Source organism: Magnetovibrio sp. PR-2 (assembly GCF_036689815.1).
Classification (GTDB): Bacteria; Pseudomonadota; Alphaproteobacteria; order Rhodospirillales; family Magnetovibrionaceae; genus Magnetovibrio.
The window spans coordinates 284,009-302,792 of record NZ_JBAHUR010000002.1 but is presented as its reverse complement, the minus strand read 5'-3'; the positions used below and the strand labels follow the sequence as shown (position 1 = coordinate 302,792).

Genomic DNA, 18,784 nt, shown 5'->3' with positions numbered 1-18,784 from the left:
GCGTCCTTTTGTATTTGGTCCTGGGTGGCCGGGCCGAAACCTTTGGTATATTCCCCCAGAGGGGCCCGGATGACAGGGGCTTTATCCCAAACGCGCTTCCCCGAAGTTGTCTTCTTGCCGGGCTGAAAGCATTCGTTTCAGCGTGGTGGTCGGCAAGCGGGGAGCCGCTTGGAACAGCCTGTTCGGTTAAGAACAGCCCGTCGTTCCACCGCCGGGGTGTGGGGCATACCCCACAGGAAAACCCGAAGGTGGGACGACGCGTTCTCTTAAGAACAGCCCGTCGTTCCACCGCAGGTATCGCACTTCAGGCAGGTGCCGTTGCGCACCAGCGTGAAGTTACCGCATTCGGGACAGCTGTCCCCTTCGTAGCCGCGCATACGCGCTTCACGCACACGTTCCATATGGATGTCGACCGTTTCCACCAACGTGCTTTCCACGTTCATGGTGCCGCCACCCGTGTTGGTTTCCATGGCACCGCCCGAAAGCGATTGCGGAACACCGCCAGCCGAACCACCAGCGGCAGCGACGGCTTGGGTTTCTTGGGCAACCGCCGGAGCCGGCTCGACTTTTTTCTCAGACGCGCCGCCTTTGATAACGGTGAGCTTTTGCGAGCGCACGAAGCCTTGGCTGGTCAGTTTTTCAACCGCCGTGATGGCTTCTTCCATGGTGTCCATGTCGCTTTCGTCATGGCCTTCACCCATGGCGTCGGGCATCAGGTCCGCAGGCTTGGCGTGGGCCAAATCGCTGCGCGACAAGTAAGACACGGCCAGTTCGCGGAAGATGTAGTCCAAAATAGACGTGGCCATCTTGATGGTGTCGTTGCCTTCGACCAAGCCCGACGGCTCAAAGCGCGTGAACGTGAACGCTTCGACGAACTCTTCCAGCGGAACGCCGTATTGCAGGCCGATGGAAATCGCGATGGCGAAGTTGTTCATCAAAGAGCGGAACGCCGCACCTTCTTTGTGCATATCGATGAAGACCTCACCGATGCGCCCGTCGTCGTATTCACCCGTGCGCAGGTAGACTTTGTGTCCGCCAACGATGGCTTTTTGGGTGTAGCCTTTGCGGCGATCGGGCAATTTTTCGCGCTCAATCATGCGTTCGATCACACGCTCGGTGATGATCTCGGCACGCGCCGCTGCGGCAGCGTTGTCGTTGTAAGCTTCGGACAGGCTTTCTTCATCGTCGTCCAAATCGTCGTCGATCAAAGAGGCTTGCAGCGGTTGGCTGAGTTTGGAGCCGTCGCGATAGAGCGCGTTGGCTTTCAGACCCAGTTGCCAAGACAGCATGTAGGCTTCTTTGCAATCTTCTGCCGTGGCTTCGTTGGGCATGTTGATGGTTTTGGAAATGGCACCTGTGATGAACGGCTGGCTTGCCGCCATCATGCGGATGTGGCTTTCGACGCTGAGTGCGCGCTTGCCGATGCGGCCACACGGGTTGGCGCAATCGAACACGCTTAGGTGTTCGTCGGCCAAGTGCGGGGCACCTTCCAAGGTCATAGCGCCACATACATAGGTGTTGGCGGCTTCGACGTCGGCTTTGGAAAAGCCCAAGTGTGCCAGCATATCGAACGACATGTCGTCTAAGACCGAAGCTTCGATGCCCAGCGTGTTGGTGCAGAACTCTTCGCCCAAGGTCCATTTGTTGAACGCGAACTTGATGTCGAACGCGTCTTTCAATGCACCTTCCAAGGCGGTGAGGACTTCGGTGTTGAAGCCTTTTTCCGCCAAGACGGCATGGCTGATGGAGCCGTCGAAGTTTTTCAACGAACCGTGGCCCAGGGCGTAGCGTTCAATCGCTTCGATTTCGGCTTCGTTATAGCCCATGTGCTCCAACGCGCGCGGCACCATGCGGTTGATGATTTTGAAGTAACCGCCGCCTGCGAGCTTTTTGAACTTCACAAGCGCGAAGTCCGGCTCGATCCCCGTGGTGTCGCAATCCATGACCAAGCCGATGGTGCCGGTCGGGGCGATCACGGTGGTTTGGGCGTTGCGATAACCGTGTTGCTGGCCAAGCTCCAACGCCAAGTCCCAGGATTCGCGGGCGGCCACAACAACGGCGCCGTCGGGGCTGCTGTCTGCGTCCAACGGAACGGGCAGGACCGAAAGGCCTTCGTAGCCGGTGGCTTCGGAATGTGCCGCGCGGCGGTGGTTGCGGATAACTTGCAACATGGCGTCGGCGTTTTTGTCATGCCCCGGGAACGCACCCAGCTCGCCCGCCATTTCGGCAGACGTGGCGTAAGACACACCGGTCATAAGTGCAGAGATAGCCCCACAAATGGCGCGCCCTTCGTCACTGTCGTAAGAATGACCACCGGCCATCAAGAAGCCGCCGATGTTGGCAAAGCCCAGGCCCAGCGTGCGGTATTCGTAAGACAGCTTGGCGATTTCAGCGGACGGGAATTGCGCCATCAGCACGGAAATTTCCAAGGTCACGGTCCACAAACGCACGGCATGTTCAAAGGCCGGGACGTCCAGGGTTGAATCTGCTTTTTGGAACGTGTGCAGGTTCAATGACGCCAAGTTGCACGCCGTGTCGTCCAGGAACATGTATTCCGAACACGGGTTGGACGCGTTGATGCGGCCACTTTCGGGACACGTGTGCCATTCGTTAATGGTGGTGTCGAATTGCAGACCCGGATCGGCGCATGCCCAGGCAGCGTTGCCAATGTCGTCCCACAAATCGCGTGCTTTGATGCGCTTGTGCACGGTGCCGTCGGTGCGGCGGATCAGTTCCCACTCACCGTCTTGCAGCACGCGCTCCAGAAAATCGTTGGTGATGCGCACGGTGTTGTTGGAGTTCTGTCCAGCAACAGTCATGTAGGCCTCAGAGTCCCAATCGGTGTTGAATTCCGGGAACTCAACTTCGGTGTAGCCTTGCTTGGCAAACTGGATCACACGTTGAACGTAGTTTTCCGGAATGAAGGCGCGGCGCGCAGCCAAGATGGCTTTTTTCAGCGCGGCGTTTTCTTTCGGATTAAAACGGGCGTCGTCGTCACCATCGGCACCGCCGTGGCACGCCGCCATAACGGCGTTCATGTGTTTGGACACGGTTTTGGAACCGGTGACCAGGGCCGCGACTTTTTGTTCTTCGGTGACTTTCCAGCTGACGAAGTTTTCAATGTCAGGGTGGTCCACGTCGACCACAACCATTTTCGCCGCACGGCGCGTGGTGCCGCCGGATTTGATGGCACCCGCAGCGCGGTCGCCGATTTTCAAGAAGCTCATCAGGCCGGAAGACTTGCCGCCGCCGGACAGGGGCTCGTCTTCGGCACGCAGGTTGGAGAAGTTCGTGCCCGTGCCGGAGCCGTATTTAAACAGACGCGCTTCACGCACCCACAAATCCATGATGCCGCCTTCGCCGACCAAGTCGTCGCCGATGGACTGAATGAAGCATGCGTGGGGTTGGGGGTGTTCGTAAGCGGATTTGGATTTGACCAGCTTGCCGGTTTTAAAGTCCACGTATTGGTGGCCTTGAGCCGGGCCGTCAATGCCATAGGCCCAATGCAGACCGGTGTTGAACCACTGGGGCGAGTTCGGTGCCGCCATTTGCTTGCACAACATATAGCGCATTTCGTCAAAGTAGGCTTGAGCGTCTTCTTCAGCGTCAAAGTAGCCGCCTTTCCAACCCCAATAGGCCCAGGTGCCGGCCAAACGGTCGAACACTTGCTTGGCGGAAACTTCAGACCCGGAACGCTCGTCCGCGTCCAGCTTTTTCAAAGCCGCCTTATCGATTTCGGAGCGCCACAAAAACGCGGGCACGTCGTCTTCTTGAACGGGCTTCAACGCAGCCGGAACGCCGGCTTTGCGGAAATACTTTTGCGCGATGACATCGCACGCCACTTGGGACCAAGAGGCGGGAACCTCCATGTCGTCCAACTGGAACACCACCGAGCCATCCGGGTTGCGGATTTCGCTCGAGGCGGAACGGAATTCAATATTGTCGTAAGGCGATTGGCCTTGTTTGGTGAAGTGACGCTGTATACGCATAGGACCCCAGATCCCCAATAACTTGTGGTTGCTTCTATCTCTAACGAACGGACGGGGGAGACAGGTAACCCCCTCGTACCCCCAAAACGCCCCATTTCCGCCGCTTATCGGTGCGGTTTCAGCGTATATATGGTGAATAAGTACCACCATGTGTGCTGTGAGGAGCGGTGCGGCACTATATGTAGCTCAGCTTGCGTTAACGGACAATGAATCATCTTCAATTCGGGCACAAAAAATTGTGCATAAATTATTTTTAGGCCCTAGATGTGGTGTTTGGGGTGGGGTGAATCTGAGTGGAATCAAGTGCTTAAGGGGCAAAATTTGAGCGGTTCATCCATGGTTTCCTATGGGTTTCACTCAATTTAACTATTGCACAACCGGGAATCCCCAAAACACGGGGCATTACGCGTTTATGACGCCCAAATGGCTTAAAATTGAGCACCCGATACATCTGTTTCGGGGGTGAAATGAGGCGGCGGGAATCGGGGTTTTGGGGGGAGGGGATTAGCTAGATATTGGCTTCCAGCAGAGCGCTCTCGTCATCGGTCAGACCGAACAGGTCATACACGCGGGCATTGATCTCGTTTTCCAGGCGTGCGATTTCGCCGTCCAGGCGCAGAACCTCGGCTTTTTGTTCGCCCAGCCAAGCATCCCAGTCATTTCGGTCTTTGAGTGGGATTTCGGTTTTGAAGGCGGTTTTGATTTGTTTTTGAAACGCGGCGAAGTCGTCCAGGAGCCACCAATCCTTCAGCTTGGTGTTAAGCTTCGGCTCCCGGTCAATGGGGCAGAGATCAGGAATGCGATTGCGGACTGCGGATTGAACAGCATAACGCTCCTCGGCTGCGGCCTGGCATTGTTCAGCCAGTGTGCCGAGTTCGGCTTTTTGGGTGTTGGTTGCGGCGGGGATGGGGAGTTGGTCTATGAAGTAGGTTCTGACTTCTCTTGAGCCACCAATAACTTGCGGGGCTTGGTTTTTGAGAATGAACCATAGGCAATTAGACATCAAAAAGGCCAATAAGTCGCGCCCAGCATTGGGGATGATGTAACCTTTGTCATTGCAATAGGCTTCACTGTCACTGTACGCAAAGTATCGTCGATTAAAATGTGCATAGATAATTTTGGGTTCTGAGAATTGCTGGTGATAATCGACGGAGTCTTGAATTTCGTACCATTTATATGAACCAGACTTACGACCTTTCCACTTCTCACCAGCATAAGAAGGCTGCCATCCCCTCGGCTTGGGTTCTAGTATTTCGCGAAATTGTTCAAGATACTTCAGCAGCGCTGGGTACTGTTCAATGTCGATACCACGTCGGGTAAATATGACGTACAACGAACGACTTTCCATACGCCATCCTTTGATGTCTTTTCCTTCTAGAAACGGTTTTATGATTTCACCCGATTTGGGGTCAGCTGTGACGAGTTCGTTTTTCTTCTTTTCATCGATGACAAAAGCAGTATTTCGGCCAGTCAAAATGCCTCGATAAGGTGAGCCATAGTGTTCAGAAACTATTGTGTGTGCTGATTTGATCTTGTCCCGCAACTCAGTCAGTCGTTCATCTTCCAGCTCCCAACCTTGCTCGCTCAGATGTCGCAAAGAAAAGGGGGTCTTGGCGATTTCGAATGCTTTGCTGAAGTTGTTTTCTGAAAGTTGATCAACATTCCAAAAGAACAGTTTGTCTGTTTGCTTGGGCGGCTGGTTTTTCAAGATCAACACAGCAGGTAGTGTTGCTACACCCTCAAAAATCTGGATATCACCAAAATCAACAATCGTTTCTATGGTTGAGTGTGCCGCCAAGTATTTCCGCAATGGAAGGCCAGAGCTGGTCTTAAAGAAAGTTGCATTAGATATGTACCCTAACCGCCCACCACCTTTGAGTAACCTCACGCCACGTTCATAGAAGTAGCAAAACAGGTCGGCGTTGCCGTGATAGACCCCGAAGCGGGTTTCAAGATATGGCTTCATGTGTGTGATTAAGCCCATCCGCACATACGGCGGATTGCCCAGCACGATGTCGAATCCTCCTTCCTCAAAAACTTCCGGGAAGGCGTCTTTCCAGTTAAACGCATGTTCTAAGTAGGCGTAGTTGGCGTCTTCGATGAGGCTGTCGCCGACGCGGATGTTGTGATCTAGGCTGTCGAGGATTTTGCCGGGGCGTGCCGTTTTCAGCCACAAGGACAGTTTTGTGATCTCCACACTTTCCGCGTTCACGTCTACGCCGTACAGATTGTGCGTGAGGATTTCGCGGTCGGGGTCGAAAAAGTTCGCCATCTTTTTTGGGGACAGGTCAGCGATTTTGGTGTTAACGCGGTTGTATTCGGCTTTGAGGTAATCAAAAGCCGCCACCAAGAATGCCCCCGACCCACAGGCCGGATCCACAATTTTCAAAGCCGCCAATCGATCCCGGTAAGCCGTCCAGGCGTTGAGCTCGGCCTTTTGACTTTTCCATTTGATGTTTTCATAGTCATCAACAGTGCTCGCCTTGGTCGCGAACTTCGACACGACATCAGCAAACAGCTCGCTTAAGTGCGCGCCGACGGTGCGTTCGACAATAAAACGTGTGATGTAGTCAGGTGTATAGACCACGCCGTGCTTTTTGCGCTGCCCCGTTGTGCCGGAAGTTTTTTCAGGCTCCACCTCTTCGCCACGGACTTGGGCTTGCAAACGCTCCAAATCGGAAATGGATTGTTCGAAGATGTGGCCCAAAATCGTGACGCTGATTTCAGACGCAAAGTCGTAATCCCCCAACTTTTTGAAGCCTTCACAAACCGCGTCCGACAGTTCCAGTTTTTCGATGTCAGGATTGTGTTGGAACAATCCGCCGTTGTAACGGTGAATGCCAAGTGCCGGATTGCCTTTGTCTATGGAGCGAAACAGGGCCTTGAATGTGTTCCAAACAGGGGCGGGGATGGGGGCGTATGGATTAATGAAGTTGTAGGCCCGTTTAAGCGTTTTTTCCGGCAACAATCCGGTGTCTTCGGCAAAAGCGATAAACAAGACGCGGTCAAGAATCGTCTGCGCATGCCCGATGGCCTCTAGGGCATCCATACAGGGGTGCGCATTGATGTCGTCGATCAGATCGTTGCGAATTTCTTTGTATTCACGATAGAGCGCGTCGGTGATCTTTTTGTCTTCGCGCTTGCTGTCTTGCAACAGGGCTTCGGTTTTGCCGTCGAGCAAGTTTTCCGCCGCCAGATGTGCATAAAACCGTGCGTACTCTGCCGGGTCGGTCAGTTTGAGAAAGTCGAACGTCTCAAACTTCAGGGTGCCTTCGTTGTAGGAATACAGACGCAGCTCAAGATAGTTTGAAACCAAAACCCATCTGGCCCCGGACGCAGCATTGGCGTATTCCCAGGCCTGTTGCACCGGAGATTTGTTCCGCCCCGCCATAATGGCGTCTAAGTCTTTTATTTTTGCGCTTTTCAGCTCAACCGGGGCTAAAACGGTGTCATCGGTATTTGAAAAGATACCCAGAGCAATATCCACGGCCCCTTTGCCGATGGTGTGCTGATGATCTACGGTCCAACTCCCGTCTTTGGCTGCCGTCGGGGGCGTGTAGCCCAAGATATCGACCACAAGACGCTGGGTAAAATCGCTGTAGAGTGCCGTTTCTTTAAGGTTTTCAATGGTATTGGTACGAATAGCCGTTGCCCAATCTTCTAAGATTTGGGCATGCTTTTCCGGGATCGGGGCGGGGTTCTTGGTGAACCGCTCCAGCACTTTTGAGTTGAATAATGTCATGATCATCTACCCTCAAAAGGAAGGTAGAATGCACAATTATAAAGAGTCAAAGATAATTTAAACTCTTATAGATTGTCATTAGGCAGTAACTCTAGACGCCACGCAAGTCTCATGCGATAAATGGGGCCGCTGTTGAGGGGAGCCTCTTCGGCACCAGAAATCACGATCCAGTCTTTAAGGAAACCACAGTCCATGGATATCGGCGCAATCGGTACGCATATTTACACCATGCTTCACGGCAAGCAGGTGGGCTCCGACGAATTTGGCAACAAGTATTATGTCTGCAAAAAAGAACTCAATGGGCGCGAGCGCCGGTGGGTGATTTTTAAGGGCAAAAAAGAAGCCTCCAAAATTCCGCCCGAGTGGCACGCCTGGATCCACCACACCGTGGACGCGCCTTTGTCCGAAGCGGCTGCACAGCCCGAAGACTGGCAGATGGAACACTTGCCCAACCTGACGGGCACGCTCAACGCGTATCATCCGCAAGGCAGCGACGAGCGCGGCGGCCAACGTGCCAAAGCCACGGGCGACTATGAAGCCTGGACGCCGGGCGCTTAACGTACTTTGGCTGTTCTGGGGGAAAGCTGAGACATGCAAGCCAATGAAACACGCGACATCTGGGTTGGCGGCGCCGTATTTGCGGTGCTGGCGGGCTTGTTCGCGTATTCGTATGCCGGCAAGCAAAAATCCGAAGAGCTCAGCGTGAATTCTCTGCCCGTGACTGCGGTCTTCAACCGGGTGGACGGCTTGTCTGAAGGCGACGAAGTGCGCCTGGGCGGGATTCGCGTGGGCAGCGTCGGCAAGCAAGAGCTGGATCAGTACTTTCGCGCCGTGGTCACGCTGAATTTGGACAAGGGCATCGACTTTCCCGTCGACAGTGCGGCCGCTATTCATACCGACGGGCTGTTCGGTTCAAAATTCGTGGTGCTGGAACCGGGTGTTGAAGAAGAGTTTTTGAAACCAGGCGACAGCATCGATTACACCCAAAGCGCCGTGGTGGTGGGGGAATTGCTGGACCTGATCATCGCCCAAGGTCACGCACGCCAAGCGGCGGCGGCAGAGGCGGCTGAAGAGGCGGCTGAAGAGCCCGACGAAATGCAGAACCAAGAAACAGACGAAGCGGTTGAGCAAGACCTCCTTCCGCTGCCGGATTTGAAGTTGGAGTAGGACGAAACCATGGGACGCAATGCAATCGAAACCGTGTTGGGCGCTGCCGTTTTGGTGGTGGCCGTGATGTTCGTCTACTTCGCCACCACCACCGCGCAGCTCAAAGGGGTGGAGGGCTACGAAATCACCGCACGCTTTTTCAAAGTGGGCGGCTTGACCAAAGGCTCCGACGTGCGCGTCAGCGGCATCAAAATCGGCACGGTGACGTCAAATACCTTGGATCCCGTCACCTTTGACGCTGTGGTCAGTATGTCCATCCGTCCCGACATTCAGTTGCCTGCCGACACGGCTGCGACCATCGCGTCTTCGGGCATGTTGGGCGACAAATATGTCATGTTGATCCCCGGCGAAGCGGCTCAAACCATGGCCCCGGGCGATGTTATTGCCGATACCAAAGACTTCCGGTCTTTGGAAGATCAAGTGGGTGAAATCATCTTCTTGGCCACGGGTGGCGACGGAAACTAAGACGGCAGCTAACAAGTCTGCCCCCAAAAAAACCTCAAAATGGCTCAATTCCAGGGCCCGTATACCACTTATGTATAAAATGACGGTTGCTTTTTCGTCCGGGCTTTCGTATCCAAGCTCTAACCCCAGGTTAAGAGTGGACCGAATCAGATGATTAAAGCGAAGCAAACGTGGTCGCCGGAGACCTATCTCCGTCACGGAGTATTCGTCTCGCTGTTGGGCGAGCCGGTGGTGCAAGTGCTCAATCCGAAAGAAGGGGAGAAAATCCTCGACGTCGGCTGCGGTGAAGGCATCTTGACCGAAAAGATTATAGAAAGTGGTGCGGACGTTTTGGGTATCGATAACTCAGCCGAACTGATCGAAGGTGCACAGACCCGTGGCGTAAAAGTCGCGGCCATCGACGCCTTGGAAATGACCTTCGACGGAGAGTTCGACGCCGTGTTTTCCAACGCCGCCATGCACTGGATGAGCCCCTTGTCCAAAGTCTTTGAAAACATCTACAAAGCTTTGAAACCGGGCGGGCGCTTCGTTTGTGAAATGGGCGGGGCGGGCAATATCCAGTCCATCCGCATGGCGCTGTATAACGCGCTGACCAAACGCGGTTACGATCCGACCTTGTACGACCCGTGGTCTTACCTGGGCGACAGCTCGGCCAAGATGATGTTGGAACGCGCGGGCTTTGACGTGCGCAACTGCACGCTTATTCGTCGCCCGACGGAGCTGGGTGGCGACATCGGCCCGTGGCTGGAAACGTTCGCGGGCAGCTTCATGCAAGTCATTCCCGAAGACATGCACGAACAGGTCATTGACGAAATTCGCGACCACCTGCAACCGACCTTGTTCGATCCCCACAACAAGTGGGTCGCGGACTATGTGCGCTTGCGTTTCAAAGCGGTGAAGCCTGCATGAACAAAGCCGTCTTAATCGCTGTTTTGTTTGGACTTTCTGTCAGTACCCTGACTCCGTGTTTGGCGCTGGCGGACCCCCATGAAACAGCGGTTTTGCAAGGCTTGGACAAGGTGACGGCGCGCATCACCACCATTAAGGCGCGCTTAGGCGAAGTGGTGCGGTTCGGCACCTTGGAAATCATCACCCGCCATTGCGACAAAAAACCGCCCGAAGAAACGCCCGAAAGTGCGGCGTTCTTGGACGTCTGGGAAGTCCGCCCGGGCGAAGCAGCGGCGGATACCTTCCGCGGCTGGATGTTCGCCTCCAGCCCCGGCCTCAATCCGCTCGAACACCCGGTCTACGACGTGTGGGTGAAGGATTGTGAGGACTTGATTGTGCCAGAGGTGGGGGACGAGACAGAGGGTGCTCCGGAACTCTCTCCGATCAATTAAGCTTTATCGTCCTACCATTGCGACAAGCGATCCTGACCGCTTATTATTGGATGAGTTCGCCCAGATATTCCTGAGCTTTCTTTTTTGACGCCTCGTCGGCCTGTAGAACTTTATGGGCAAGATTACGCACCAACTTGTGCGGGTTTTGCAAGTCGTGCTCGACGACGTCTCGGCGGGCTTGCCCCTCAAGAAGCTCGCGTTCGCCGAGCCCTCGTTTCACCAATAGCCAAAAATCACGTTCATTGTAGTCGTCGGCATCTGTTAAAGCCAAAAATGGTGAGAGCTTTTGTACGTTACTGGCGTCATAAGCTTGGCCCGTATTTATATCGTAGGCGAAATACATTTCGCCGCCCCCGCGCAACCCAATTATGAAGCCTGTATGTGTGAGGTGCAGGTGCCAATAGTCGTTTTCGTATTGCCAGGGTCTGACGATTTGCACATAAGTTCTTGGTGCGTCGCCATTGGTTCTGAGCAATATTTCGTAGTCATCAAAGAAAATCGAGCGTGAGCGCAACCTCCCCAGCATGATCGATTGGCCCTGCAGAAAACTCCTGTCGAGATAGGTATAGAGGTTCCCCTGGGTGTCTTCCAGCGAATGCCCGTATTCCCATTTATCAGGTATCATGAACAAGAAAAAGAATGTTGAAACAGGGTAAATGACAAAAACAAACAGCGCCAAAAACCAGCGGCGTTTGAACAACGCAACGAAAAACAGAGCGCATGATGCCAAAAAAATGATGGACATTTCGGCTTCCGCGTGACGGAAAATGGTGACGTAGGGCCAACTTTCCTTGAATAAGAATTCATAAACTAGAATGTCTTGGAACGCATAAATCGTATAGACTGCAACCAATATAATATAGGTTGTGAGAATTTTCCGCAGGTTATCGTTTAAGGAAAAGGCCGATGATGTCATGTCAGCTCAAAGCCTCAATCTCAGCCCACAGCCGGTCCGCCGAGAACACCCCATCGCCCAGTGCTGAGGGAAACTCAGCGTCGACTTTCAAGGCCCGCTCTAAGCGTTCCAAATAATCGTGATCCGAGATCTCCACACCGCCCATGGTGGCGAGGTGCTCGGTCAGGAACTGGGTGTCGAGCAGGGTGAACCCGCCGATCCTTAAACGCGCCACCAAGTGCACTAGGGCCACTTTTGATGCATTACGGCAGCGTGAAAACATGCTTTCGCCCATGAACGCGCTTTTGAGCGAGATGCCGTAGAGCCCGCCAACCAACGCGCCTGCGCGCCAGACCTCGACCGAGTGCGCCAAGCCCAGTTCGTGCATTTCGCAAAAGGCGCGGATGATCTCGTCATTGATCCAGGTGCCCAAATCGCCGTCCGAGCCGGGGCGGGGTTCCGCACAGGCTTCGATAACGCCGGGGAAGTCCTTGTCGGCCGTGACCTCAAACTCCCCCTTGCGCAAGACTTTGCGCAGGGACTTTGAGACATGCAGGCCGTCTAAGGGGATGACGCCGCGCAGTTCCGGATCGACCCAGAAAATGTTCGGGTCGTCGCGCGCTTCGGACATGGGAAACACCCCCGCCGCATACGCGCGGACGAGAATTTCAGGGCTTAAACGGTGTGGGCCTGGAATGGGTCGTGCCATGGTCCCAAGATGCCATGGCTCAGGTTTTCACGCAATCTTCCGAATTTTGGGGTGAGATTTGATCATCCGCAATTTTTTGTGTTAAGCTTCCCTCACGCACCACAATGAGAGAGGCCGCGAAATGCCTAAGTTGATTCGTTTTCTGCTCACCCACGCCGCCATTGGCTTTACCCTTGGGATCATTTTTGTGACCGGGTTGATGGTATTGGACGTGAACGGCTTGAAAACATTGATTTGGGCGTCTGACATCTGGTACATGGCGCTGTTCATGATCACGTTCTTCTTTGGACTGACGTTTGGCAGCGTGCAAATTGGCGTTGCCACCATGTTGTTGGCCGACGAACACCAGCGCGGTGACGGTTCGGGCTCACTGCGCCGTCTTTGGGCCCGTGCCCGCCCGTACTTGGCCCCGCCGCCGCGCCGCGAATTGGCTCCGGTTCCGGTGAAAAAACGCGAACAAACCCGCGTGAAGCGTTAAAGCTCAGTCCCGGTTCGGGGGAATGGAATAGGTGCCTGTTGCATGCGCGACCGGGTCTTCATCGCCTTCGCAATACAGCGTCACTTCCAAAATCGCCAAGCGTTTACCGACCTTGATAGCTTTGCCCTCGGCGATGAGATCGCGTGCGCCCGGCTTTCTTAAAAAGTTGATGTTGAAGTTGGTGGTCACCGCCAAGGTCACGCGACCAATGGCAGATAGAACCACAGCGTACATGGTGGCATCGGCCAAAAGCATCATGGTCGGGCCAGACACCGTCCCGCCGGGACGCAGGAAGCTGTCGTCATAGGGAAGGCGGCACGTGGCTGTGCCCGGGCCCAGGGCATCGGCGGCAAAGCCCACCTCATGCGCCCAGGGCATCTCTTCGGCGACAATGGTGTTGAAGTCTTCGACCTGAATTTTTGGCATGGCAAATTCCGCGTTGTTTCGACACGGTATAATTTAAGCCAATTCGTTCAGCGGGTATAGATAAGGGGAGCGGGCAGGGGGTTAAAGCGAATTTGCGGCGATTTGGCGGCGCAGCTGGTTGTGTTCGGCTTCGGCCAGCGCCGTTTTTAAGCGGGCAACTTCGCGCTTGTGGTCTTTTTTGAGCTTGGTCACGTCGTATTCGAGGTCGTTGATCTTGTCGCTTAAGATGCGCATGTTGCGGTCATAGCGTTTTATAACGCGGACCATGTCGGCCTGGGCTTCGGCCATGACGGCGTTGGTGCGTTTGGTGAGGCGGCGCGAAACATCGGCGACCACCCACAGGGCAATAAAACCGGTGCCGATCCCAAAAATCACCAAAAAGAGCGTTAAGCCGTCCATCGTCTTTGTCCATTGCGAAAATCGTGAAGCGAGAGAGACTCTCTCGATTGTTCTATTGTCGCAGGTTTTGAGCGTCTCTAATGTGCGCGCCATCACACTTAGACAAACAAAAAAACGCCCTTGGTGAAAAGGGCGCTTTTTGTTTTGCTATGAAGGGACGGCTTAGTTGTCGCCGTCTTCCTCATCCATAAATTTTTCCAGCCAGTGGATGTCGTAATCCCCGTTGATGACGTCTTGGGCTACGACCAGGCGTTGGTGCAGCGGGATGGTGGTTTTCAGCCCATCAATTACGTACTCACCCAAAGCCCGACGCAAGCGCATGAGGCATTCGTTGCGGTTGGTGCCCAAAACGATCAGCTTGGCAATCATGCTGTCGTAGTGGGGCGGCACGCTGTAGCCGGTATAGAGACCGCTGTCGACGCGCACACCCAAGCCGCCCGGGGCGTGATAGATACCCACCTTGCCGGGACACGGCATAAAGGTGACCGGGTCTTCGGCGTTGATGCGGCATTCGATGGCGTGGCCGTTGAACGGAATGTCTTCTTGGCTATAGCCCAGCGGCGCACCGGCGGCGATACGGATCATTTCGCGCACCAAGTCCAGGCGCGTGATCATTTCCGTCACCGGATGTTCCACTTGCAGGCGGGTGTTCATTTCAATGAAATAGAACCCGCCGTTTTCGTACAAGAACTCGATGGTGCCTACCGAACGATACCCGATTTTTTTCACGGCCTCAGCGGCGATGGTGCCGATTTGTTCGCGCTGTTCTTTGTTGAGCGCAGGGGACGGCGCTTCTTCTAAGACTTTTTGGTGGCGACGTTGAAGCGAACAATCGCGCTCGCCCAGGTGAACCACGTTGCCGTGGTTGTCGGCCAGGACTTGAATTTCGATGTGGCGCGGCTTTTCCAGATACTTTTCGATATAAACTTCCGCATTGCCGAACGCGCTTTCGGCCTCAGAACGGGCCGAGCGGAACGCCAGTTCCAAATCGTCCGGGGTTCTGGCCAGTTTCATACCGCGTCCACCGCCACCTGCGGTGGCTTTGATGATCACGGGATAGCCCATATCAGCGCAGACTTTGACGGCTTCTTCGTAGGTGTCCACACCGCCGTCCGAGCCGGGCACCACGGGGATACCAGCTTTCATCACCGCGTCTTTGGCCGCAATTTTGTCGCCCATCAGCATGATGTGTTCAGCGGTCGGGCCGATGAAGACAAAGCCGTGTTCTTCGACCATGGCGGCGAAGTCGGCGTTTTCAGACAAAAAGCCGTAACCCGGGTGAATGGCATCCGCGCCGGAAATTTGCGCGGCGGTCAAGATGGCAGCCATGTTCAAGTAACTGTCTTTTGCGGGCGGCGGGCCGATACAGACCGCTTCGTCGGCCAAGCGCACGTGCATGGCGCTTTCGTCGGCGGTGGAGTGCACCGCAACGGTGCGAATGCCCATTTCGTTACACGCACGCAAAATGCGCAGGGCGATTTCTCCGCGGTTGGCAATGAGGACTTTGTCGAACATCCCTTAATCCCCCAATTTACAATTGGTTGGGATTGAGCGGACCTCTTCGAGTGCCTTTGGCGCGAGGGAGGTGTGTTTCAGCATGCTCACCCTCTCTCTATTCGATAATCAACAAGGGTTCGCCGAATTCGACGGGAGATCCGCTTTCCACCATGATGCTTTTCACCGTGCCGGATTTAGGTGCTTTGATTTGGTTGAAGACCTTCATGGCTTCGACCAGCATCACCACTTGGCCTTCGGAGACGGTGTCGCCGACGTTGATGAACTGGGCCGCGCCCGGTTCCGGTGCGGTGTAGGCCACGCCCACCATTGGGGAAGTGACAACACCTGGGTGGTCGGCCGGACTGATGGCGTCTTCTGCAGCACCAGGGGCGGCAGCGGCGGGGGCAGCAGCCGGAGCCATGGCGGCAACGGCGGTGGACCCGCGCGAGACGCGAACCGTGAAGTCGGCTTGACCGATTTCGATTTCCGTCAGGCCGGTATCATCCATGATGTCGGCCAGTTTGCGGATCAGGTCATCATCGACGTCGATTTTTTTGCTCATGAGCAATGGTTCTCACTTTTTAGTGTCAAGCAAGCGCGCAGCGGATTCCAGGGCCAATTCATAACTGAAGCCGCCAAAGCCAGCGATCATACCGATGGCGGCTTTGGAAACGTAGGAATGATGGCGGAATTCTTCGCGCTGGTGGATGTTGGACAGGTGAACTTCGATCGCCGGCAGATCGGCGGCCCGCAAAGCGTCAAGCAAAGCGACAGAGGTGTGGGTGTAAGCCCCGGCATTGACGATCAGCAGATCGTGTGTGTTGCGGGCATCTTGAACCCAGTCGACCAGCTCACCTTCGATGTTGGTTTGACGGAATTCAATGTCAAGGCCCAAGCCTTCGGCGCGCGCACGGCAAGATGCTTCGATGCTTTGGAGCGTTTCCGCACCGTAAACATCGGGTTCACGCGTTCCCAATAGATTGAGGTTCGGTCCGTTGAGGACCAAGACCTTGGCTGACATTCCGATTACCCCTGGCCCGTTTGAGCCTGTTCACTGTATAGGCGGTTTATAGCACGCACACTCCCTTGCGGAATAGCGATTTTGGCGTATGTTACACATCGTTTAGCGTTATTTACGCTGAGCTGAAGTGAATATACGCCGAAAAAGGCAAAAATATGGAAGGGCTCAGAGGCATGCGTCTCACCATCAACGGCGAATCAAAAGATTTCGAAGCTCCGCTCACGGTTTACGACCTCTTGGGCCGAATCGGTCTGGACCCGACCAAGGTCGCGGTCGAGCGCAATTTGGAGATCGTGCCCAAATCCACCTATGAGGCACAGCCCTTAGGTGACGGTGATAAGCTTGAAATTGTGCACTTTATCGGCGGCGGTTCCGGTGCGGCGAACGATGACTGCAGCGGTGGCAAAAAGGGGGGCGACTGCTTTGAAGTTGCAGGCGAACAGTACTGGTCGCGCTTGCTGGTCGGCACGGGCAAATACAAGGATTTCGAAGAAACCGCGAAGGCTATTGAAGCCTCTGGCGCGGAAATCGTCACGGTTGCCGTGCGCCGTGTGAACGTCACCAACCCCAAAGAACCCATGCTGGTCGATTATGTCGATCCCAAGACCTATACCTACCTGCCCAACACGGCGGGCTGCTTTAGTGCGGACGAAGCCGTGCGCACCTTGCGTTTGGCCCGTGAAGCGGGGGGGTGGGATTTGGTGAAGCTGGAAGTCTTAGGCGATCAAAAGACGCTGTATCCAAACATGCCTGAAACGCTGAGTGCCGCGCAAACTCTGATTGATGAAGGCTTCAAAGTCATGGTGTACTGCGCCGACGACCCCATCCAAGCCAAGGTCTTGGAAGAAATGGGCTGCGTCGCGATTATGCCGCTGGCCGCCCCCATCGGTTCGGGCTTGGGCATTCAAAACCCGGTGGGTATCCGCTTGATCATCGAACAGGCCAATGTGCCGGTTCTGGTGGACGCAGGCGTGGGCACCGCGTCCGATGCGGCTGTGGCGATGGAATTGGGCTGTGACGGCGTGTTGATGAACACCGCCATTGCCGAAGCCAAAGACCCCATTAAAATGGCGCGTGCCATGAAGATGGCCGTGGAGGCCGGACGCTTGGCGTATCTGGCGGGCCGCATGCCGAAGAAAATGTATGCGGATCCCAGTTCTCCTTTGGCGGGATTGATTTAGTTGTCACCTGTAGCTTAGTGCCACCAATCTAACCTTTGAGAGGCAAGGTTGTATGAACGATCATGTGCTTATTGCATTTGGTTTTGTGATCGGTGCCATCGTAACGTTGATGGGTGTTCAGCTTCATTTATTTTCAGCATTGTCATCTGCCTTTTGGTCGTTTGCCGGGGCTATTGGCGGTGCAGCTGTAACAGTCATTGGTGCTACTCTGTTGTCTACGCGGAAGGCAAAGGAGCAGAATCGCAGGAAACTGCTCGCAGCACGTGCTATTTTAGCATCAGATTTGAGCGCGATTTGCTCCTATACAAAACAATGTGCGCTAGTCTTAAAGCAGTGGGTGTATGTTGTTGAAAATCCTTCTGCATTAAACCAAGCTCCACCTCTGCCAGAACTTGATAAAGATATCCTTCTTCGATTGCGTGACATAATCGAATTTGAGGACGGAGATGAGGCATTGCGGTTAGTAGATTTGTTGCATTGTCATCAAATATATTCTGCTCGTCAGGAGAATGTATATTTGCGCATCAATGACCATAGTAGAGCTGTGAGTAGAAATGATATAATGTCGCCATTACGATTTTTGCTTGAATTTGACCTTCGTGCACGGTCTTTGTTTCATTATGCTAGAGGCACAGGCAAGGATGTATCTCCTCCATTTACCGAGGAGCAGGTGCAATCTGCGGTATTCTTCGGTCTCGAGGTATTTGATTGGTTGCAAGAAGTGGAAAAGGCCAGATTGCAAAAGTCTATCTTAAAAATATCCAAGACACCGAAATGGCGTCAGTCACCTTAAAGGATCGAGTTTGATGACAATCGATGTCTGGCTCTCCTTTGTCTTGGTTGTCTGTGCGGCGGTGTTGTCGCCGGGGCCTGCTGTGCTGTTGGCGCTGACCCATGGGGCTCAGTCGGGGCCTTTGCGCGCCATGTATGCGATTTTGGGCAACATCTCTGGCTTGGCGATTTTGATCACGCTGACGGCCTTTGGCCTTGGGGCCATTTTGGGTGCATCGGCGGACGTGTTTTTCTGGTTGCGCATTGTGGGCGGGGGATACTTGATCTACCTCGGCATTAAACTGCTGCGCACCAAACCGAAGCTGGATATGGATACGGGCACAGTCCGCGCGACCATGCCCAGCCGTCGCAAGGCCTATATGCAAGGCATTGCCGTTGCCATGTCCAACCCCAAAGCAATCTTGCTGATTGGTGCTTTGTTCCCGCAATTTATCAACGTCGAAGCCGCCATTGCGCCGCAGTTCATGATTTTGGGCGTGACGTTGATGGTGCTGTCATTTAGCGCTTTGATGGTGTTTGCGACGCTATCCAGTCGGCTCGTCGCACGCGGCAAAAAGGCCATTTCCGGCAAGCTCAATAAAATCTCCGGGGCACTGTTCATTGCGTTTGGCGCAGCGTTAGCTTCGGGGATGCGTTAAGCTAACAAAGTTGACACCGCTTGGTTGCTGTATGCAATAATCACA

General features: G+C 54.4%; 18 protein-coding genes. 9 read left to right on the top strand and 9 right to left on the bottom strand.

All coding sequences use genetic code 11. The annotated features are described in order from the left end of the window. Positions 1-266 precede the first annotated feature (266 nt). Positions 267-3,989 carry a vitamin B12-dependent ribonucleotide reductase gene (locus V5T82_RS03910; protein ID WP_332894290.1) on the bottom strand — a complete coding sequence of 1,241 codons (3,723 nt, stop codon included), beginning with the start codon at positions 3,987-3,989 and terminating at the stop codon, positions 267-269. A 508-nt stretch (positions 3,990-4,497) separates the two neighbouring features. Continuing rightward, positions 4,498-7,731 (bottom strand): Eco57I restriction-modification methylase domain-containing protein, encoded by a 3,234-nt coding sequence (locus V5T82_RS03905; protein ID WP_332894289.1) that lies wholly within the window; start codon positions 7,729-7,731, stop codon positions 4,498-4,500. Between the two features lie 192 nt (positions 7,732-7,923). Between V5T82_RS03905 and V5T82_RS03900 the strand changes: the two genes are divergently transcribed. The 5 genes from V5T82_RS03900 to V5T82_RS03880 all read left to right on the top strand — a co-directional run bounded on the left by V5T82_RS03900 (position 7,924) and on the right by V5T82_RS03880 (position 10,703). Beyond that, the gene (locus V5T82_RS03900) at positions 7,924-8,289 is read left to right on the top strand and encodes an NADH:ubiquinone oxidoreductase subunit NDUFA12 (protein WP_332894288.1); all 366 of its coding nucleotides are present in this window, start codon (positions 7,924-7,926) and stop codon (positions 8,287-8,289) included. 33 nt (positions 8,290-8,322) lie between these two features. Next, positions 8,323-8,898: an outer membrane lipid asymmetry maintenance protein MlaD gene (gene mlaD, locus V5T82_RS03895; protein ID WP_332894287.1), complete on the top strand. Its 576-nt coding sequence runs from the start codon at positions 8,323-8,325 to the stop codon at positions 8,896-8,898. 9 nt (positions 8,899-8,907) lie between these two features. Next, positions 8,908-9,363 carry an outer membrane lipid asymmetry maintenance protein MlaD gene (gene mlaD, locus V5T82_RS03890; RefSeq protein ID WP_332894286.1) on the top strand — a complete coding sequence of 152 codons (456 nt, stop codon included), beginning with the start codon at positions 8,908-8,910 and terminating at the stop codon, positions 9,361-9,363. 150 nt (positions 9,364-9,513) lie between these two features. Next, positions 9,514-10,272, top strand: a complete 759-nt coding sequence (locus tag V5T82_RS03885) for a class I SAM-dependent methyltransferase (RefSeq protein ID WP_332894285.1) — start codon at positions 9,514-9,516, stop codon at positions 10,270-10,272. Further along, positions 10,269-10,703, top strand: a complete 435-nt coding sequence (locus V5T82_RS03880) for a DUF2155 domain-containing protein (RefSeq protein ID WP_332894284.1) — start codon at positions 10,269-10,271, stop codon at positions 10,701-10,703. The genes V5T82_RS03885 and V5T82_RS03880 overlap by 4 nt, the downstream gene beginning before the upstream one ends. Positions 10,704-10,746: 43 nt before the next feature. On the opposite strand, the gene V5T82_RS03875 is transcribed toward V5T82_RS03880, so the two are convergent. Together V5T82_RS03875 and aat are read right to left on the bottom strand one after the other, a co-directional pair. Then, entirely contained in the window at positions 10,747-11,619 is an 873-nt protein-coding gene (locus V5T82_RS03875; RefSeq protein ID WP_332894283.1) for a hypothetical protein, read from the bottom strand. Between the two features lies 1 nt (position 11,620). Beyond that, entirely contained in the window at positions 11,621-12,307 is a 687-nt protein-coding gene (gene aat / locus V5T82_RS03870) for a leucyl/phenylalanyl-tRNA--protein transferase (protein WP_332894282.1), read from the bottom strand. A 121-nt stretch (positions 12,308-12,428) separates the two neighbouring features. On the opposite strand from aat, the gene V5T82_RS03865 reads away from it, so the two are divergent. After that, complete coding sequence (locus V5T82_RS03865) at positions 12,429-12,785, top strand: hypothetical protein (protein WP_332894281.1); 357 nt, start codon at positions 12,429-12,431, stop codon at positions 12,783-12,785. Between the two features lie 3 nt (positions 12,786-12,788). On the opposite strand, the gene V5T82_RS03860 is transcribed toward V5T82_RS03865, so the two are convergent. The 5 genes from V5T82_RS03860 to aroQ all read right to left on the bottom strand — a co-directional run bounded on the left by V5T82_RS03860 (position 12,789) and on the right by aroQ (position 16,128). Further along, positions 12,789-13,211 (bottom strand): PaaI family thioesterase, encoded by a 423-nt coding sequence (locus V5T82_RS03860; RefSeq protein WP_332894280.1) that lies wholly within the window; start codon positions 13,209-13,211, stop codon positions 12,789-12,791. A gap of 81 nt (positions 13,212-13,292) precedes the next feature. Beyond that, positions 13,293-13,610, bottom strand: coding sequence for a hypothetical protein (locus V5T82_RS03855; protein WP_332894279.1), 318 nt, complete (start codon positions 13,608-13,610; stop codon positions 13,293-13,295). Between the two features lie 162 nt (positions 13,611-13,772). After that, complete coding sequence (accC, locus tag V5T82_RS03850) at positions 13,773-15,125, bottom strand: acetyl-CoA carboxylase biotin carboxylase subunit (RefSeq protein ID WP_332894278.1); 1,353 nt, start codon at positions 15,123-15,125, stop codon at positions 13,773-13,775. A gap of 97 nt (positions 15,126-15,222) precedes the next feature. Next, positions 15,223-15,669: an acetyl-CoA carboxylase biotin carboxyl carrier protein gene (gene accB, locus V5T82_RS03845; protein WP_332894277.1), complete on the bottom strand. Its 447-nt coding sequence runs from the start codon at positions 15,667-15,669 to the stop codon at positions 15,223-15,225. A 12-nt stretch (positions 15,670-15,681) separates the two neighbouring features. Further along, positions 15,682-16,128 carry a type II 3-dehydroquinate dehydratase gene (gene aroQ / locus V5T82_RS03840; RefSeq protein WP_332894276.1) on the bottom strand — a complete coding sequence of 149 codons (447 nt, stop codon included), beginning with the start codon at positions 16,126-16,128 and terminating at the stop codon, positions 15,682-15,684. Between the two features lie 173 nt (positions 16,129-16,301). On the opposite strand from aroQ, the gene thiS reads away from it, so the two are divergent. The 3 genes from thiS to V5T82_RS03825 are packed head-to-tail and all read left to right on the top strand — an operon-like array spanning position 16,302 to position 18,739. Then, a complete protein-coding gene (gene thiS / locus V5T82_RS03835) occupies positions 16,302-17,309 on the top strand; it encodes a sulfur carrier protein ThiS (RefSeq protein WP_332894275.1) in 1,008 nt (335 codons plus the stop codon). Positions 17,310-17,361: 52 nt separating this feature from the next. After that, the gene (locus tag V5T82_RS03830; protein WP_332894274.1) at positions 17,362-18,102 is read left to right on the top strand and encodes a hypothetical protein; all 741 of its coding nucleotides are present in this window, start codon (positions 17,362-17,364) and stop codon (positions 18,100-18,102) included. A gap of 13 nt (positions 18,103-18,115) precedes the next feature. Next, on the top strand, positions 18,116-18,739 hold the full coding sequence (locus V5T82_RS03825) for a LysE family translocator (RefSeq protein WP_332894273.1): 624 nt from the start codon (positions 18,116-18,118) through the stop codon (positions 18,737-18,739). Positions 18,740-18,784: the final 45 nt, after the last annotated feature.

Bases quoted from the DNA above. Each gene is read 5' to 3' on its own strand.
- mlaD (WP_332894287.1), top strand. From the start codon at position 8,323: ATGCAAGCCAATGAAACACGCGACATCTGGGTTGGCGGCGCCGTATTT.
- V5T82_RS03825 (WP_332894273.1), top strand. From the start codon at position 18,116: ATGACAATCGATGTCTGGCTCTCCTTTGTCTTGGTTGTCTGTGCGGCG.
- V5T82_RS03830 (WP_332894274.1), top strand. From the start codon at position 17,362: ATGAACGATCATGTGCTTATTGCATTTGGTTTTGTGATCGGTGCCATC.
- aat (WP_332894282.1), bottom strand. From the start codon at position 12,307: ATGGCACGACCCATTCCAGGCCCACACCGTTTAAGCCCTGAAATTCTC.
- V5T82_RS03905 (WP_332894289.1), bottom strand. From the start codon at position 7,731: ATGACATTATTCAACTCAAAAGTGCTGGAGCGGTTCACCAAGAACCCC.
- V5T82_RS03880 (WP_332894284.1), top strand. From the start codon at position 10,269: ATGAACAAAGCCGTCTTAATCGCTGTTTTGTTTGGACTTTCTGTCAGT.
- V5T82_RS03875 (WP_332894283.1), bottom strand. From the start codon at position 11,619: ATGACATCATCGGCCTTTTCCTTAAACGATAACCTGCGGAAAATTCTC.
- V5T82_RS03885 (WP_332894285.1), top strand. From the start codon at position 9,514: ATGATTAAAGCGAAGCAAACGTGGTCGCCGGAGACCTATCTCCGTCAC.
- V5T82_RS03865 (WP_332894281.1), top strand. From the start codon at position 12,429: ATGCCTAAGTTGATTCGTTTTCTGCTCACCCACGCCGCCATTGGCTTT.
- thiS (WP_332894275.1), top strand. From the start codon at position 16,302: ATGCGTCTCACCATCAACGGCGAATCAAAAGATTTCGAAGCTCCGCTC.
- accC (WP_332894278.1), bottom strand. From the start codon at position 15,125: ATGTTCGACAAAGTCCTCATTGCCAACCGCGGAGAAATCGCCCTGCGC.
- aroQ (WP_332894276.1), bottom strand. From the start codon at position 16,128: ATGTCAGCCAAGGTCTTGGTCCTCAACGGACCGAACCTCAATCTATTG.
- V5T82_RS03855 (WP_332894279.1), bottom strand. From the start codon at position 13,610: ATGGACGGCTTAACGCTCTTTTTGGTGATTTTTGGGATCGGCACCGGT.
- V5T82_RS03910 (WP_332894290.1), bottom strand. From the start codon at position 3,989: ATGCGTATACAGCGTCACTTCACCAAACAAGGCCAATCGCCTTACGAC.
- accB (WP_332894277.1), bottom strand. From the start codon at position 15,669: ATGAGCAAAAAAATCGACGTCGATGATGACCTGATCCGCAAACTGGCC.
- V5T82_RS03900 (WP_332894288.1), top strand. From the start codon at position 7,924: ATGGATATCGGCGCAATCGGTACGCATATTTACACCATGCTTCACGGC.
- mlaD (WP_332894286.1), top strand. From the start codon at position 8,908: ATGGGACGCAATGCAATCGAAACCGTGTTGGGCGCTGCCGTTTTGGTG.
- V5T82_RS03860 (WP_332894280.1), bottom strand. From the start codon at position 13,211: ATGCCAAAAATTCAGGTCGAAGACTTCAACACCATTGTCGCCGAAGAG.